This window comes from Flavobacterium sp. (assembly GCF_049240005.1).
Lineage (GTDB): Bacteria > Bacteroidota > Bacteroidia > Flavobacteriales > Flavobacteriaceae > Flavobacterium.
The window spans coordinates 35,397-53,024 of the sequence record NZ_JBMLTK010000094.1; the positions used below are offsets into that span (position 1 = coordinate 35,397).

Sequence of the window (17,628 nt, forward strand, 5' to 3'; positions counted from 1 at the left end):
TTGTAACTTTTACGCATAATTTTTAGAGCTTGAATACAAGTACTGTAGATAATTGGTGGGAAATTGTGCCGTTGTATATAGCAATGTGTGTGATTTCGTATTTATTAATCAAAAGTTTAATCAAGCTTGATAAACCCGTATTTAAACTCAAAAGAAAGAAACAAGATTTTAGTAGATTTAAAACATACAACATTCTGTTTGGTGCGCTCATTAGCGGAGGCGAAATTTTTCTTTACCTTTTTTCGTTACGTCCAACTTATCAATTTATAGTAAATCTCAGTTTTGGCGTATTGCTACTAGCTTTCAGCTTAGTCATGTATGTTCGGCCGCAAACCAATGTTTTTATTAAATCGTTTACCAGACTGGCGTACGTAGTTTTATTAAGCTTATACATTTACAATTTTACCACAGACGGCAACAGCTTGCTCAATTTCGGAACCTTATTAGCTGTAATTTTAGGCGCGCCGTTTATTTTTCGAAATACGAAAATTCACGTAATTCTTCTTTTTTTCCTTTCGGCCAGCTTTACTTGTTTATACCTTCTTGGTTCTCTCACAGAAGAAAAGTTAGTTGTTTCGCTTTTTACCTTTCTCGGAATAACCATCATTCAATACCTACGAAGTAAAGAGCAAGCCGCTTCAGTGAGTGGTTTGCTTTTCGCAGACGCAATTGTAAATAAGGGATTGTCCTTAGTATTAGGAACAAACATCGAAGGTGAGATTGTGTATGCAAACGATGCGATAAAAACCATTTTGGGTTATCAACCTGAAGAAGTTATGGGTATGAACTTCTGGCGACTTACCGAAGATCCCGAATTCATTGGCGCGCGTTATCACGATAATTACATCGACGAGCGTTTGTATTTGAGAAAGTTAAAATGCGCCGACGGTACTACAAAAATCATTCAATGGAAAGATAAAAAATACGACGATAATTTAATAATCGGAACTGGGCAAGACGTAACTGGTGAAATAGACATCCAAAATAAATTTCAAACGCTTATTGAAAATGCTATCGATGCCATTTTTGAAGTAGATAATCAAGGAAATATTACCTTCTTGAATGCTTTTGCACTTCGGTTACTAGGCGCAACAAAAGAAAAAGTTATCGGTAAAAAATACACACAGTACATTCGAGCCGATTACCGAAAAAAGATGTCGCACTTTTACGACTATCTGGTCGACTCCGATGCAACATTCCCTACTATTGAACTTCCCATCATCAACGAGAACGGCGATGAAATTTGGATCAGTCAGAAAATCACCATCCGACGCGATGTGAGCGGAAAAGTTATTGGCTATTCAGGAATTGCAAGAAACATTACCGATTTAAAACGGATTCAAGACAGTGAAATTCTGCGTCAGCAAAAAATAGAACGCTATAGCCAAACAATCACTAAGCTTTCGCTGAACAATTACTTACGGCACAAAAATCTGACTGCCATATTGCAGTTTATTCTTAGAAAAGCATCGCAAGAAGCTAACGTCCAGCACGTGAGTTACTGGGATTTCACTTCGCAAAAAATCACGTGTCAATGTTTGTTTGAAGCCGAAACGAATTCGTTTTCAAAAGGTTGGACCATCACAAGAGCGCAAGCTCCCAATTACTTTCAGGCACTCGAACAACTCAATCTAATCATCGCAAACGATGCTCTAACCAACGCACATACAATCGATTTCCGCGATAAGTATTTGAAAGAAAAAAATATCAAATCGCTCCTTGACGCGGCGATCATTCGAAACGGAAAAATCGTTGGTGTACTGTGCTTCGAAACCATTACCAAGCACGTATTTGATAACGAAGATATTGCTTTTATACGCTCGGTTTCCGACATCATCTCGTTGGCAATCGAAGCGCAACTGCGGAAAGATATCGAGGAAAAGTTGGCGTATCGCTCCGACTTACTAACCGCTATGGCAAAGTGTACCGAAGTATTCTTGAACAACAAGAACGCCGAAGATATGTTTGCCCAAACATTTGAAATCATCGGAAAAACAACCGATGCCGATCATATTTATTTCTATGGAAACGATCCCGTTTCAAACTTAATTTCGCAAACGTACAAGTGGGGACGACCCGGAATAGCGCTACAGATTACGCCACTCCAAAAATTCACACACCAAAATTTAAAAGAAATTACCGAGCCGCTTAAGCGCAACGAGATTTATCAATCCTATCCGGAACAAATGGAAGATGGATTCCTCAAAACTGTGCTGTTGCAGAATGAAATCAAATCGATTTTAATACTTCCCATTTTTAAGAACGGACTTTTCTCTGGCTTCATTGGTTTCGACGATTGCAGTAAAGAACGCGAATGGACTGAAGACGAAATCTCGATTTTTCAAACTTTAGCCAATAATATTAGTAACGCTCTGGAACGTTACGAAGCCGAGCGTTTGATCTACGAATCGGAAGAGAAATTTAAGTTGTTGGCGACAAACATGCCTGGAACCATTTACCTAGCACGAAACAGTAGCGACCGACCAATTGCCTTTATCAACGATCATATTACAACGCTTAGCCAATACAGTAAAGATGATTTTTTACGAAACGGTTTAAAAATAACCGATTTATGCCATCCTGATGATTTGGCAGAAATCAACAATGAAATTAATAAAGCTGTCGCTGAAAAAACTGTTTTTTGCGTCACATACCGTTTGCGTAAGAAAAACGGCGATTACATTTGGGTAGAGGAATACGGTGGAGTTATTGAAATTAATTCGACGGTACATTTCATCGAATCGATTATCATTGACATTAGTGGTCGGAAACAAACCGAGTTGGCTTTGGAAGCACGTGATTTTGCTGAAGCTGCCAACAAAGCAAAGTCGGAATTCCTCGCTAATATGTCACACGAAATTCGAACGCCACTCAACGGCATTATCGGATTTACCGATTTACTGATGAAAACCAATCTGCAAGACATACAAAAGCAGTACATGGCAACCATCAATCAATCGGCCTCTTCCCTACTCGATGTCATTAACGACATCTTGGATTTTTCAAAGATCGAAGCAGGAAAATTAGACCTCGACTTCCATCCGACCGATGTGCGGGAAATGGTCGATCAAGTGCGGGATTTGATTTCGTATGAAGCCAATCAGAAAGAACTCGACTTTATCATAGACATCGACGCTGAGGTGCCGCAATCTATTGAAATAGATTCTGTTCGCTTAAAGCAGATTCTTATCAACCTGCTCGGAAATGCTGTGAAGTTTACCAATGAAGGATCCATATCATTTCGAATCATTTCACTCGAAGCCAGCGAAACATGCCGACACAAGTTACGTTTTCAAGTTGCCGATACCGGAATTGGAATTCGACAAGAAAACCGCGACAAAATATTTAAAGCTTTTTCGCAAGAAGACAATTCTACCACACGAAAATTTGGTGGAACCGGCTTAGGATTAAGCATCTCAAACCAACTTTTGGGCTTGATGAACAGCAAACTTCACGTTATTAGCGAAATAAATCACGGAAGTACATTTTATTTCGATCTTCAAGTAAAGATTGCCAAGCCGCAAGTAATCGAAATCGTAGAAAAACCGACTTTAGTTGAAAATCCTGTTGTTCCAGAATCGCTCGATTCTTTAGCGAATGAAAACCTTCAAATTCTGTTGGTTGAAGACAACAAGGTGAATATGTTGCTTATTAAAACTATTTTGAAGCAAATGTTACCTAATGCCAATCTGGTTGAAGCTGAAAATGGCGCCATTGCGGTAAATCGCTGTGCGGAACAAAACTTCGATTTTATCTTTATGGACATCCAAATGCCGGAGTTAAACGGTTACGAAGCCACTCATGCCATAAGAAACATTAAGCGGTTTGAAAAAGTTCCGATCATTGCGCTTACTGCCGGAACTGTAAAAGATGAACGCGATCGTTGTTTGGAAGCCGGCATGAACGACTACGTTTCGAAACCCATTTTAAAGGGAACTATCGAACGCGTTTTACAGACTTGGCTACTCAAAACGCCGATTTTCTAATATCGTTTTTCCAAAACTGATCGCAACTTCAGTATAATTCTGCTGCCAAAAAAACACCTCTTATTTTTCACGACTAGTTTGCTCTCCGTTGTTTGCTTTTCGAAACCTCATCAAACGAACTTAATCTCCATTTAGCCCAACCAACCTTCACGGTCGAGACTGCGGTATTGTATCGCTTCAGCAATGTGCATCGGCGCTATCTGATCTGATCCGTCTAAATCGGCTATGGTACGCGCAACTTTCAGAATACGATCGTAGGCACGTGCCGATAAGTTTAATCGTTCCATAGCCGATTTCAACAAATACAAGCTCGATTCATCGAGTGCACAAAATTCGCGAATCAAACGGGTCGACATTTGCGCGTTGTAATGCACGTCAATTACCGATTCGTAACGCTTGTGCTGCCGTTCTCGCGCCATACGTACGCGTTCGCGAATGGCTGCGCTACTTTCTGCGGGTCGTTTATCCGACAGGTTTTCAAACGGCACCGGACTTACTTCAATATGTAAATCGATTCGATCGAGCAACGGACCCGAAATCTTGCTCATATACCGCAACATTTCATTGGTAGAACTACTCACCACAGCATTGGTGTCGTTAAAATACCCTCCGGGACTCGGATTCATACTCGCCACCAACATAAACGACGCCGGATACGTGATGGTAAATTTGGCACGCGAAATCGTAACCTCACGATCTTCTAAAGGTTGGCGCATCACTTCGAGAACTTCGCGTTTAAATTCGGGTAATTCGTCGAGAAACAAAACGCCGTTATGCGCCAAAGAAATTTCTCCAGGCTGTGGAAAACTGCCGCCACCAACCAAAGCCGCCGACGAGCACGAATGGTGTGGACTCCGAAAAGGTCGTCTCGAAATTAATCCTGCCGATTTTACCTTTCCCGCTACCGAATGAATTTTTGTGGTTTCGAGCGCTTCTTGCAAACTCATTTCAGGTAAAATAGAAGGCAACCGTTTGGCAAGCATTGTTTTTCCCGATCCGGGCGGGCCAATTAAAATGATGTTGTGTCCGCCTGCTGCAGCAATTTCCATACATCGTTTAATTCCTTCCTGTCCTTTTACATCTGCAAAATCGAGATCGCGTTCCAATTCGTGCTCTTGCGATACAGTTATTTGAGGTTGCTGAGGGGTTAAACTGAGTTGTCCGGAAAGAAAACCAACAATTTCCGACAAATTAGAAATGCCATACACATCAAAACCAGCAACGATAGCCGCCTCTGCAGCGTTTTGTATCGGAAGTAAAAAACCTTTAAATCCATCGGCTTTTGCTTTGATGGCAATGGGCAGTGCGCCGCGAATGGGCTGTAAACTACCGTCTAAAGACAATTCGCCCATAACGATATATTGTTCGATATCAGACGCTTGTAACTGCCCCGAGCCAATTAAAATTCCAATTGCTAATGTTAAGTCGTAGGCCGATCCTTCCTTGCGTAAATCGGCTGGCGCCATATTCACAGTTATTCGCTTTCCCGGAAAATTATAGCCCGAATTCTTCAGCGCAGCTGCAATGCGGTAACTACTTTCTTTGACGGCACTGTCGGGTAAACCAACCAAATGGTAGCCAATTCCTTTGTCCATGTGGACTTCAACAGTAATAGTAGTTGCATCGACACCAAAAACGGCACTTCCATAAATTTTAACTAAAGGCATATATTCAAACAATTAGGCTTAGATGCAGCGAAGGTAAAAAGGTGTTGAAAAATAATTTTACGGAAAAACCGTAAATATTAAAAAAGAGAAGTTTTCAAGCAGATTTATCATTTAACAAGTTCACTCAACCGTATTTTACTAAATTTGGTCGATAATCTTACAGTATGTTTAAAAAATTAAAGGTTTTGCTGCTGTTTCTGCCAGTAGCACTTCACGGTCAAATTTACTTTCCCAACAACGAATCTACTCAGGTTCAAACCACAAAAAATCAAGCATTTACGAATTGTAAAGTTTACACCGGAAACGGACAATTGCTTGAAAATGCCACAATTTTAGTTTCGGATGGCATCATCAAAGCAGTAGGTCAAAATTTGAGTGTTCCTAAAAATTACCTCGTCGAAGATTTGCAAGGATTATCTGTTTATCCTTCATTTATAGACATTTACAGCAATTTCGGAATTTCAAAACCCAATTCAAACTACCGGAATTCACCTGTTTACGATTTACCGGCAAAAGGCTTTTACTGGAACGACAACATCAAAGCTCATCAGCAAGGCGTGTCGCTGTTTAATTTTGATTCAGAGAAAGCAGAGTCGTTTTTAAAGAACGGATTCTCAACAGTAGTTACACATCAACGCGACGGCATTGCACGCGGTACCGGAACTGCCATTTCTTTACTGCTCGAAAACTCAGCCAAACGCATTCTCAATCCAAAAGCAGCTACTTTTTATAGTTTCGACCGCAGTGCGGCAGCCATACAATCGTATCCGACCTCGCTAATGGGAAGTATTGCTTTGCTACGTCAATTCTATAACGACGCGCTTTGGGCGAAAAATAACGGTATTCAAGATGCCGACTTACAGGCGTTTAACGAACAGTTGTCGCTTCCTAAAATATTCGAAGTACGCGATCATCAAAGTGCGCTTCGTGCCTTAAAACTTCAACAAGAATTCGGATTTAAAACCATAATTAAAACCAGCGGAACGGATTATTTAATTGTGGACGATTTGAAAAAAGCACAAACTGCAGTTATCACGTCGTTGTCGTTCCCCGAAGCGTACGATGTTTCTGATGTAAACCTCGCCAACCAAATCGATTTTTCTGATTTACTCTATTGGAATCAAGCGCCTGCAAATCCGGCTACCTTGGCAAAAAGCAACATTCCGTTTGCCTTTACTTTGGCCGATTTGAAAAAAGCCGACGAATTTAGAACTAATGTTCAAAAAGCAATACTTTACGGACTAAGTCCAGACCAAGCACTTGACGCTCTTACGATTACACCTGCAAAATTAGTAGGACTGGATTCGAAAATGGGAAGCATTGCTGTAGGAAAACAGGCAAATTTCATCGTTGCCAATGGTCCGCTATTTACACCCGAAACCGTTTGGTATGAAACGTACACGCAAGGAGTTCCCTACGTGCTAGCAGATCGCAAACAAATCGACATTCGCGGTACGTACAAACTCAGTATGAACAATCAGGAATTTACGGTAAAAATCACTGGAACTGCGGCAGCAGCACAATCGGAAGTTACCGACTTGGCCGGCGTTAAATACAACTCCAAACTAAGCTATTCACGCGACCGTTTGCAACTATTGTTAAAACCCGCCGACTCGCTTACCACGAATTTTAATCGACTATCGGCAAACGTAGTAAATGCCGAAAATATAGCCGGAACAGCGGTTTTACTCGATAATAAAACAGTACCTTTTTCACTACAAAAAACAGCTGCCGCAGAAAAAGCAACTCCTGAAAAAGCACCAAAACCTTACGAAGTACTGCCGGCGCGTTTCCCTAACGGTGCTTACGGTCTTACTAATAAAGCAACGAAAGAAGACGTATTATTTAAAAATGCTACCGTTTGGACCAATGAAAAAGAAGGCATACTCGCCCAAACAGATGTTTTGGTAAGCAATGGAAAAATTAAAGCCGTTGGAAAAAATTTAGCCGCGGGCACTGCAAAAGTGATCGATGCAACAGGCAAACATTTAACGAGCGGCATCATCGACGAACATTCACACATTGCTGTTTCTAGCGGCGTAAACGAAGCTGGCCATAACTCCAGTGCAGAAGTAAGCATACAAGATGTGGTCGATGCAACCGATTTAAACATCTATTTGAATTTATCTGGTGGCGTAACTACATCGCAACTCTTACACGGCTCCGCGAATCCGATTGGCGGAAAATCGGCAATCATAAAATTAAAATGGGGCGAAGATGCCGCAAACCTATTGTTTCCAAACCAGCCGGGATTCATCAAATTTGCCTTAGGTGAAAATGTGAAGCAAAGCAATTGGGGCATTCAAAATCCGTCGCGCTACCCGCAATCGCGCATGGGCGTTGAGCAAACTTTCGCCTATTATTTCGATAAAGCGGTGGCGTATAAAAAGGAATGGGCCGATTACCGCGCTACCAAAAACAAAGGCTTAGCTCCAAGAAAAGACGCTGAACTAGAGACTTTAGTGGAAATTCTCGATGGAAAACGCTTTATCACCTGCCACTCTTACGTACAATCAGAGATTTTGATGCTGATGAATTTGGCAGAGAAATACAATTTCAGAGTAAATACGTTTACGCATATTTTGGAAGGATATAAGGTAGCCGACGAGATGAAAAAACACGGCGCAGCAGCTTCTACCTTCTCTGATTGGTGGGCATACAAATTTGAAGTGAACGACGCCATCCCGTACAACGGCGCACTGATGCATAAACAAGGTGTTTTAGTTGGATTTAATTCAGACGATGCGGAAATGTCGCGCCGACTGAACCAAGAAGCAGCAAAAGCAGTGAAATACGGAGGTGTGAGCGAAGAAGATGCCTGGAAATTTGTGACGTTAAATCCGGCGAAAATGCTCCATATCGACGATCGCGTAGGAAGTATCAAGGTAGGAAAAGATGCCGATTTGGTTTTATGGTCTGAAAATCCGCTTTCGGTTTACGCTAAGGCAGAAAAAACCTTGATTGACGGAACTATTTACTTCGATCGCGAACAAGCTGAAAAACTTCGTTTGCAAATGCATGCCGACAAAGGGAAGATTTTTAGTCAACTTTTGGAAGAGAAAAATAAAGGAATGATTACCATTCCGCCGAAAAAAACCGAACCAAAGCACTATCACTGCGACACCTTAGAACCATAAAATGAAAAAGTTAACACTATATATTTCGCTATTTACGCTTGCTTTCTCTACCGCACAAGCGCAACCCGCACCCAAACAATCGGAATCGATTTTAATTACCAATGCCGTTATTCACACCGGTACGCTACAAGTAATTGAAAGCGGTGCCATCGGATTTGATAACGGAAAAATCACCTACGTCGGCGCTGCAAACTCGGCACCAAGAAGTACGTTTAAAAAAGTGATTGACGCCAAAGGAAGTCATATTTACCCAGGTTTTATTGCCACCAATTCGACATTAGGTTTGCTCGAAATCGATGCCGTTAAAGCCAGCGACGACATGGCCGAAATTGGTAAATACAATCCGAATGTTCGAAGTATTATCGCATTCAATACCGAATCGAAAGTAATTGAAACGGCGAAACAAAACGGCATTTTATTGGCGCAAATCACACCAAGAGACGGACGCATCAGCGGAAAATCGTCGATTGTAAATCTCGATAGCTGGCACTGGCGTGAAGCCGTCATTAACGAAGACGAAGGACTTCACATTAATTTCCCGCGAACGTTTGGCAGAGATTGGTCGGACGGCAGCGGAAAACTATCGGTTGCTAAAGACTACGACAAGCAAGTAGCCGAATTAGAAAACTATCTGAAAACCGGAATTGCCTACCAAAACCAAACTAACGAACAAGAAAACGAGCCGTATTTTGCAATAGCCAACTGGTTTAAAAATGGCGGAACGCTTTACATTCATGCCAACGAAGCGCAACAAATGACCGATGCAGTTTTAATGGCAAACCGACTCAACATCAAAAAAATTGTTTTAGTTGGTGCTTCCGATGCCGATCAAATTACCGATTTACTCAAAAAATATCGGGTGTCGGTACTGATAGAACGCGTACACAGCTTAATCTCGCACGACACAGATCCGATAGAAAAACCGTATGCAATGCCTGCCATTTTGCGCAAAGCCGGAATTATCGTGGCTTTAGAAAACAGCTCGGAAATGGAGCGCATGAACACGCGCAATTTGCCGTTTATGGCAGGTACTGCGGCAGGATTTGGCTTAAGCAAAGAAGAAGCCTTGCAATTAATTACGTTACATGCTGCGAAAATCTTGGGAATCGACAACCAATACGGTTCGTTAGAAGTAGGAAAATCGGCAACGTTGTTGGTTTCGACCGGCGATGCACTCGACATGCGTGGAAACAACATCACACAAGCATTCATCGACGGACGCTCCATCGATCTGCAAACGCACCAAACCAAATTGTACGAGAAATACAAAACCAAGTACCAACAATAAGTGGTTTTAATCATGATTGAAAGCATTCACCCGAAACTTCCGATGCGCAACCGAGCACAAACCGTTGAATTTTACGAGAAATTCTTGAAATTCACCGACGTGAGCGCAGTGCCCTATCCGGAGTATCTGATTTTGGAAAAAGACGACTGCGAACTTCATTTTTTCTTGTTTGAAGATTTGGTTCGCGAGGAAAATTACGGACAAATTTACCTGCGTGTACGCGATATCAAAAGCTTTTACAACGAGCTGTTATCGCAAAACGTGCCGATTCATCCGAACGGAAAATTAGAAGTAAAACCTTGGGGACAAACCGAATTTTCGATGCTCGATCCCGACAACAACTTACTTACTTTCGGCGAAAGCGATTAAATTATAGTAGAATTTCGCAATAACAAACACAACATGTCCCGAGTAAATACGCTACTTTTGAACACTTAAACGAATACACACATGGGAATTTTTAATGCCATTTTAGGAAACGCTTCGGAAGCTATTATTGCCGATTTAGAAAAAGAATTTCAGCCGATACTCGTAGCCGGCGAGCATATCGAAAAAGGCTATAAAATCATAAAAGATCAGTTTATTTTCACGAACAAGCGTCTGATTTTAGTGGAGAAACAATTGGTGGGCAGCAAGGCCGAATACTTGAGCATTCCGTACAAAAACATTAACAAATTCAGCAAAGAAAGCGCTGGTTTGTTGGATTTAGATGCCGAATTGAAAATTTGGGTACGCGGCGAAGCACAGCCCATTAGCAAGCAATTTGGGAAAGGCGGCAACAACATCAACGAAGTGTATCAAATTCTTGGCGCTTACGTTTTGTAAACTTTCAAATAGTTAAATTCGGCCGGTTCGGGTTTTAAAATCTAGGCCGATTTCTGAAAATACGAGAAGAATACTAGCCATAGTATTCTTTTTTTTTGCGGCTAATTTAGGTCGCACGCATTTTCATAATTGATTTTAAAGCTTTGTAATTTTTACTTGGGCGCATCGCGGCGGCAGGCAAGTAATGGAAATTTGTGTGCCGCCCCGTCCCGCTTTCGCCTTTACTCCTCGCCTATTTCGCTGCGCTACATGCGGCTGTGGGGTATCGGCTCAATCGGTTGCGCGGGTATCGTTACCGCAATTCGTTCTCTGGAAAGATGGTTCGTACACGCTGTTTCGTTACCGAGCGGCGTGAAAAGGAAACGAAATTTGCAACCAACTCTGCGAGAGTTTTAAACTCTCGCAGAGTTGGTTGAATTAAGACCTGACTGGAGGAAATCGATTTCGCGATTCGTTCTCTGCAATGATTGTTCGTGCACGTTTTTGCGTTAGCGGGCGGCGCGAAAATGAAAGCGACAAAAGGAGATTGCGACTTGGCTTTACAAGGCGACGCCAGAAGCCCTTTTAAAGCCGTAGCCAAAACGACTTTTGCCGCTTGAATTGCAGCAAGCACGCGACGGCGCCGGAGGAACGACCCGCCGGAACGCCCGAATTTTAATTCGAAACATCTACACCAAAAAAGAAAGGCAGCCCTTACAGACTGCCTCTCCCAAAAAACTACTACTACTGTTTTAATTTTTGATCAGTTTATGGGTGCTGATCTCACCAGATTTATCAACAATTTTCAACACATACACATTTGAAGGCAAGGCACTTAAATCGAATTTGCTTTGCTTAGATTCTAACACCAACTGGCCATTCATCTGGAATACGAGAACTTTTTCAATTGGCAATTCGCTATCAATTTTTACGATACCGTTGGTTGGATTTGGATACACCGCAACAGTATTTTTAGTTTTGATTACTTCATTAACACTTAAGGCATTGTTATTGAACAACTCGGCTACTTGAGCAGCAGTAAGCATTACATCGTAGATTTTCAAATCATCGATCAGCGCATCAGCGGTGTTCGAGGCAGTCGGACCTTCGTTGAGCAATCTGCCCAAACGCATCATGCTTCCTTGCGTATTTAAATTAGCTGAACCTGTGAAATAGAGGATGTTATCGCGGTAAAACTTAAGCTGTCCGTTACCATACGTGATTACATAATGATACCACTTATTGGTGATGATAGTTCCGGGATAAAAAATATTATTGAGCGACGAACCCCACAAGTACACATTAACCAAAGTACTGTTTTCCTGAATTCCTAAACCTTGTCCCGCCACCGTTGAGCCGTAGCCGAAAATGTTATTTTCAAGAAAAATCGTGGTATAGTTTGCCCAAAATGAAATGGTTCTTTCTGAATTTCCTTGTGGTAACGGACGGTTTGCTGGAGGCGTTGCAGTTACCGAACTACCTGGGATAATTTTTAAAGCTGAGGCGGCATTTCCGAAACGATCGTTGGCAAAGCTGCTGGCATTTCCGCTGGAAGTTTGAAAGCCGTAATCGCCTACGGTATCTAAATGTGAGTTATCAAACTTGAATTCGTGGATGGGTGTCGGCGCATTTGCATTGGTTAATGTGGTAAAACTACCATCGACATTGATGATGTCTCCCAAATTAGATTCCACTCTTATGCGGTACGTGTAAGGAGTACCCGAAATTAAATTCTGGAAAATCTGCTGCCCTGTTAGGTCTAATACCATTTGCGAATAGTTTGCTACAAAAACAGCGGTATCGGCATCAAAAGAACCTTGATCCAGATAAATCAACACGTTATAATTTACGTCAATATTAGCACCTAAAACACTGAAATCTAATTGTGCTGAATTGGTAGTTACGTTACTCAGTACATTTGATGTTACTGCCACAGATGGTACAGTAGCGGTACATGCATAGGAAGTTTGCACATTTGAAACACTGTTTGTAGCGCGAATGGAATAGGCAAAATCGGTGTTTGGAGAAAGTCCGGTTACCGTAAGACTACCGCTCACAAAACCTTGACCCGCTGGAATCGTAAGCGTTGCATTTCCGATGTTAACGGGCATGGCTGGCGTGTTTGGGCAAGGCGTATAGAGCAATTCAACCAAAGTTTGGCTTCCTCTTGGATTGACTTCGAAATCGACAGTAAAAGAAGTTGGCGATGTTGCGATTACATTAGTATTTTGGATGATTGGCACATCTACAATAAAACTAGAAGTTGTAAATGTAAATGTATTTGATGTTGCAGATCCTAAACCGTTTACCGCCGAAGCACGAACGTAGTACGTTGTTTCTGGAAGCAAGTTCGATAATGGCACTGAGATAAGTTGTGTATTTGTTCCTGTAACTTGGTTTGGCACTTGAATAACACTTCCAAACGCGGGTGTAGTGCCGTATTCTACTGTAAGTGTTGTAGCGCTTGAATTGGCATCAACAATACAGACAGCAGTCGCGTAGATGTCGGCAACAGGATTAACATTAACTGAAATGGTTGGTGTTGCAGCATCGTTTGCAATTTGTTGGACTTGCAACTGCGTTAATTGCGTATCGTAAAAAGCAAGATCGTCCATATAGAAGGTATTTCCAGTAGAAAAGTCGTTACTCATACCTACTGAAAAATTAGCGCCAATTAAATTGATAATTGCTTGCGGTACAGCCGAAATCTGTACGCCATTTTGATAAACGACAAAACCATTTGTACCGTTGGTTACTGCAAAGTGGTTCCAAACGTTACCCGCGAAGTTTGTTATCGGAGCATTTGCGTACACAAATTGCCCGTTGTCGGCATAAAAACTTGGATTGCTACCGCCGAGAATACCTAGGCTGAAACCGGCGTTATTGATGCTTCCGTTTCCAAGACCAAACATATCAATATTACCCGGACCAAATTGCGCATTAAAATTAGCCCAAAAAGTAACTGAACGGCTGGCCAAACCAGTCAGATAGCTCGGAATATTACCAGTAGCCACAGAACTCGCGTTGCCGTTAAAAAAATACGAAGCGCCAGTAGTACCTGTTCGCGCCGGACCGTATGCAGGTGCGGAGCAAGTTAATGTAGCTTCATTGTCGTCTGAAGTAAGATTACTGTTAAACGAAAATTTGAGTACGGGCTGTTGCGCTAGAACAGCGGCGGGGAAGAGCGCGTACATGAGCAGTGATAGTAGAGTTTTCTTCATAAATCAAATAAAATTTCGACCAAAACTAGCTAGGTAACACACTCGTATATAAGACGTTTTCACGAACGGTATAAAATACTTCACGAACGGAAGCTTTTTTACATTAACAAAAATTCTAATTTTACGGCATACTCACGAATTATGACAGTATTGCTTGTTGATGACGAAGCTAATGCCCGGCAGCTTTTACGAGGTTTGCTCGCCGAACATGCACCCGAATTTGAAGTCATCGGAGAAGCCGAAACTGTGAAAGAAGCGGTAAAAAAAATTAATTCCCTGCACCCTAACCTCGTTTTCTTGGATATCGAAATGCCGAATGAAAACGGTTTTGCCTTGTTTGAGTATTTTGAAAATCCGCCGTTTAAGACCGTTTTTTGTACCGCTTACGCAGAATTTGCCTTGCGTGCCTTCGAAGTTTCGGCGGTAGATTACATTTTAAAACCGATTAGCATTGAAAAGTTGCAAATCGCTTGCCGAAAAGTTTTGCAGCAGTCGCCCGGAAATTTGAGTAGTCAGATTCAGTTACTACGCGAAAGTATGGCCGATCAACGGCTGAGTAAAATTGCGTTGCCCCTTTCCGACGGTCTCACTTTCGTGGATTTAAAAAACGTCTTGTATTTTGAAGCCGACGGTTCGTACACGCATGTAGTTACTTTGGCTAAAAGCTATCTAGTGACGAAAAAAATCAAGGAATTTGACGATTTGCTGACACAGAACGAACATTTCTTTCGCTGTCATCGGTCGTATTTAATCAATCTTCAAAATATAAAAAAGTACAGTCGTAAGGACGGAAATTCGATTGTATTCGAAAATGAAAAATGGATTCCGGTGGCTCGGGAAAAGAAAGCAGATTTTGAGTTGTTGATAAAATCGCTTTACCTATGAAAAAAGCGCTGCTGTTCCTATTATTGTTTTTGAGCGTGGCTTTACGAGCACAAACGCCGGATGAAATCGAACGAAAACTGCAAGCAAGAACTTTATCGGACAGCGCTCGTGTTGAATTATTGGTTGATTTTTGTGTGGCAAACACCTTTGCAAATCAGCCTAAAAACTTAACGTATGCGCAGAAAGCGTTGCAAATTTCTAGAAAGATCAAATATCCGTTGGGAGAAATTCGCGCATTAAACTGTGTGGGCAATTATTACTACCAACAAGCGATATACGACAAAGCCGTTACCTATTACACACAAGCCCTACGTTTAGCTACTCGTTTAAAAATGACCGATAACATTGTCATCGGAAATAGCAATTTGGCATCGGTTTACACACGCGATAAAAAGTTCGAAAAAGCGTTGGTCTTGCTACAGGAAGCAGACAAAATTTTACTTGAAACCGGTTCTAAAGACAATCCGAAACGGGCGGCAATTCTAACCAATTTAGGAATTGCTTATGGTGATGTATCGCAATATCAAAAAGCTATTGAATGTCACGAAGAAGTTTTGCGAATTTGCGCGTCGGCGAAAATACCTTTCGGAATTATTCTCGCTAAAAGTAATATTGGTTCGTGCTATTATAAGCAAAATCAGTTTGAAAAAGCGATTCCATTTTTGCAAGCAGCGATACGAATTGCAAAAGAAAACGAAGCGTCGAATTTACTCGGACAACCATTAGCCGAACTTGCTGTGTGCTATCAAAAGAAAAAAGATTACACCCGAGCAACTGCCTTATTAAACGAATCGATTGCCGTTTCGGAACCCATTAACAATCAACACAGCTTATTATCCGCCTATCAAAAACTCCATGAATTAGAGTTTGAAACCGGCAATTATTCAAAAGCATACAAAACGCTCTTGCTCTACCAAAGCAAAAAAGACAGCGTGTATACTATTGAAAAAGAACAAGTTATTTCAAGATTATCGGAAGCTTTTGAATCGGAAAAGAAAGAATCAAAAATCAAGGGATTGCTGCAAGAAAAACGAATTACGGATTTAAAAAATCAGACGCAAGAGCGCACGATCTGGATTTTAGTTCTTGTTTTTTTGTTGCTGACAGTACTAGCGTTTGCTTCGTTCAGAAGATATCAAAACCGAAAGAAGAATGAGTTGTTGCGTGCTAGTTATGAAGAAGCAACACGAGCGTTAGTGGCAGAAAAACGAGCTACTGAAAGTGAGCTAACCGCTTTAAAGAGTCAGATGAATCCACATTTCATTTTCAACGCTTTGAACAGCATTCAGCATTTGTTTATGTATGGCGATAAAGTCGTAGCGAACAAACAGCTGGAGAATTTTACTACGCTTACGCGCGAAATATTGAGTTTTTCAGGCAAACGAAGCATTACGTTAAGCGCTGAGATCGAATTGTTAAAACGATATTTAGAATTAGAGAAAATGCGTTTTAACGACGATTTTGAGTATCACATACATGTGGGAAGCGAACTAGATCCGGATTTTGACAGTTTGCCTCCGATGATTTTGCAACCTTTTGTTGAAAATGCGTTGAAACACGGCTTGTTGCATAAAAAAGGTTCTAAAAAACTAGAAATTTCCTTTACTGAAACCAACAATACCTTGTTGTGCACTATTTACGACAACGGAATTGGAAGAAAAGCTTCAAGAGAACTAACGGAAAGGAGCGTACAGCATGAGTCGTTTGCTACCTCGGCAATCGACAAGCAATTGGAATTATTGAATACCGATGAAACCACTTACTCGGTCACGTACGAGGATTTGTACAAAGACGGTATTGCGGCAGGCACTCGAGTGGTTCTGAAAATCACTCATAAAGAGTAAGCGAGCTTGCATTAGTGAAAGAGCATTACTCTGAAACTAAAAAATTGCTAAAAATCGTTTTAGGAAGCCATTTAATTGTGTTGTTCACGAAATGTTTCGAGAACAAGTGCTGGATCGAGCGTTCGCTTTGGTGCATTTTTCATTAACGCAAGTAAACGCTTGCAAGCAGACGGATTTAACCCCATGTCGATTGCGCTTTGGCAGATGGCAATTTCTTCTTTTTCATGCAAAACACCGTCGGCGTGCATGAGTAGTGCCAATCGATAGAATTGTTGAATTCGATCGAATTCGGAGCGAAGTACATTGGGTTTTGGTTCGGCGTGAAAAAGTTGTTTGAAGTCCTTTTGCGACACATGAAGCATATCGGCTATGTACGACAGCAAGCGATATTCTTTTTCGTGGAGTTTTCCATCGACTACCGAAAAGGCAATCATATCGGCTAGTAGTTGCAAACGTTCTTGTTGAGTGGTCATTTGGTAGGCATTGTAGGTTGCAAAGATAGCGATAGTTGAATATTTTGGGAATTTAAATATCGGGGAAGTTGGCATTCTAGAGGCTCATGCACAGGTGTAGCACTATGTTTCAAAAAGTTTTTCACAATGTACACAACACAGCCTTCGACAGGCTCAGGCACCGACGATTCGTGGGTTAAAGCGGTAACATGAAACGTAAAATGGTGAATTCATCAAATCTTAACACTTAATACTCTTGTCTTAATACTTAATAATCAATACTCCAATCTTAATAATAACCCGTTGGGTGTAATTATTTTCGAAAAATAAATGGATTAGATATT

General features: G+C 41.4%; 10 protein-coding genes. 7 read left to right on the forward strand and 3 right to left on the reverse strand.

The features are described from left to right. Window positions 1-29 precede the first annotated feature (29 nt). Window positions 30-3,986, forward strand: coding sequence for a PAS domain S-box protein (locus ACOVQQ_RS09775; RefSeq protein ID WP_421818039.1), 3,957 nt, complete (start codon window positions 30-32; stop codon window positions 3,984-3,986). Between the two features lie 131 nt (window positions 3,987-4,117). On the opposite strand, the gene ACOVQQ_RS09780 is transcribed toward ACOVQQ_RS09775, so the two are convergent. Beyond that, window positions 4,118-5,653 (reverse strand): YifB family Mg chelatase-like AAA ATPase, encoded by a 1,536-nt coding sequence (locus ACOVQQ_RS09780; protein WP_421818040.1) that lies wholly within the window; start codon window positions 5,651-5,653, stop codon window positions 4,118-4,120. A 164-nt stretch (window positions 5,654-5,817) separates the two neighbouring features. Here ACOVQQ_RS09780 and ACOVQQ_RS09785 point away from each other — a divergent pair, with 164 nt between their 5' ends. From ACOVQQ_RS09785 to ACOVQQ_RS09800, 4 genes are all read left to right on the forward strand, one after another. After that, a complete protein-coding gene (locus ACOVQQ_RS09785; RefSeq protein WP_421818041.1) occupies window positions 5,818-8,790 on the forward strand; it encodes an amidohydrolase family protein in 2,973 nt (990 codons plus the stop codon). Between the two features lies 1 nt (window position 8,791). Then, window positions 8,792-10,078 (forward strand): amidohydrolase family protein, encoded by a 1,287-nt coding sequence (locus ACOVQQ_RS09790; RefSeq protein WP_421818042.1) that lies wholly within the window; start codon window positions 8,792-8,794, stop codon window positions 10,076-10,078. Between the two features lie 12 nt (window positions 10,079-10,090). Then, window positions 10,091-10,447, forward strand: a complete 357-nt coding sequence (locus ACOVQQ_RS09795; RefSeq protein ID WP_421818043.1) for a bleomycin resistance protein — start codon at window positions 10,091-10,093, stop codon at window positions 10,445-10,447. Between the two features lie 81 nt (window positions 10,448-10,528). Continuing rightward, window positions 10,529-10,903 carry a PH domain-containing protein gene (locus ACOVQQ_RS09800; RefSeq protein ID WP_421818044.1) on the forward strand — a complete coding sequence of 125 codons (375 nt, stop codon included), beginning with the start codon at window positions 10,529-10,531 and terminating at the stop codon, window positions 10,901-10,903. A gap of 731 nt (window positions 10,904-11,634) precedes the next feature. On the opposite strand, the gene ACOVQQ_RS09805 is transcribed toward ACOVQQ_RS09800, so the two are convergent. Beyond that, a complete protein-coding gene (locus ACOVQQ_RS09805) occupies window positions 11,635-14,103 on the reverse strand; it encodes a LamG-like jellyroll fold domain-containing protein (protein WP_421818045.1) in 2,469 nt (822 codons plus the stop codon). A 141-nt stretch (window positions 14,104-14,244) separates the two neighbouring features. Here ACOVQQ_RS09805 and ACOVQQ_RS09810 point away from each other — a divergent pair, with 141 nt between their 5' ends. Together ACOVQQ_RS09810 and ACOVQQ_RS09815 are read left to right on the forward strand one after the other, a co-directional pair. Beyond that, the gene (locus tag ACOVQQ_RS09810) at window positions 14,245-14,988 is read left to right on the forward strand and encodes a LytR/AlgR family response regulator transcription factor (RefSeq protein ID WP_421818046.1); all 744 of its coding nucleotides are present in this window, start codon (window positions 14,245-14,247) and stop codon (window positions 14,986-14,988) included. Further along, window positions 14,985-16,832: a tetratricopeptide repeat-containing sensor histidine kinase gene (locus ACOVQQ_RS09815; protein ID WP_421818047.1), complete on the forward strand. Its 1,848-nt coding sequence runs from the start codon at window positions 14,985-14,987 to the stop codon at window positions 16,830-16,832. The genes ACOVQQ_RS09810 and ACOVQQ_RS09815 overlap by 4 nt, the downstream gene beginning before the upstream one ends. Window positions 16,833-16,903: 71 nt before the next feature. Here ACOVQQ_RS09815 and ACOVQQ_RS09820 read toward each other — a convergent pair whose 3' ends face one another. Next, on the reverse strand, window positions 16,904-17,305 hold the full coding sequence (locus tag ACOVQQ_RS09820; RefSeq protein WP_421818048.1) for a TerB family tellurite resistance protein: 402 nt from the start codon (window positions 17,303-17,305) through the stop codon (window positions 16,904-16,906). Between the last annotated feature and the right edge of the window lie 323 nt (window positions 17,306-17,628).